This is a genomic window from Streptomyces sp. DH12 (assembly GCF_020873895.1).
In the GTDB taxonomy this organism is placed as follows: Bacteria; Actinomycetota; Actinomycetes; order Streptomycetales; family Streptomycetaceae; genus Streptomyces.
This window is the reverse complement of the sequence record NZ_JAHWGT010001471.1, coordinates 1-407: the sequence shown is the minus strand read 5'-3', so window position 1 is coordinate 407 and position 407 is coordinate 1. Positions and strand designations below refer to the sequence as shown.

At 76.7% G+C, this 407-nt stretch carries 1 protein-coding gene; it reads right to left on the bottom strand.

Annotated elements, in window-relative coordinates; genetic code table 11:
- On the bottom strand, positions 1 to 316 hold a 316-nt coding region (locus tag LPA54_RS40615; RefSeq protein WP_308112937.1), incomplete at its 3' end, for a tetratricopeptide repeat protein.
- Positions 317 to 407 lie beyond the last annotated feature (91 nt).

The following is a 407-nucleotide window of genomic DNA, read 5'->3' as shown; positions in this document are numbered from 1 at the left end:
CCTCCGGGTGGCGTCCCAGCGCGCTGAGGGCGAAGACCTGCCCGTTGCGGGCGGCCGTCGCCACCAGCGCCGCCTCCGGCTCCGTACGGCGTGCCGCGGCCGGCACGACGGCCGCGCACTCCGCCTCGCACTCGGCGTGCCGGCCGAGCGAGGTCAGCACCTGGGCGCGGTCGGACCGCGCCTTCAGCGTCTGCGGATGCCCGTCCCCGAAGACTCTGGCGAACATCGGCAGCGCCTCGTCGTAGAGGGAGAGGGCCTCCGCGTGACGCCCCTGCGCGCTCACCGCGACCGCGGCGATGTCGAGCGCCAGGGGCACCCATGGGTCGTCACGTCGCCGGGACCGGGACGCGGCGACGTCCCGGGCTTCCCTCTCCGCGTCGGCGTAGCGCCCGGCCCGGAACATGGCG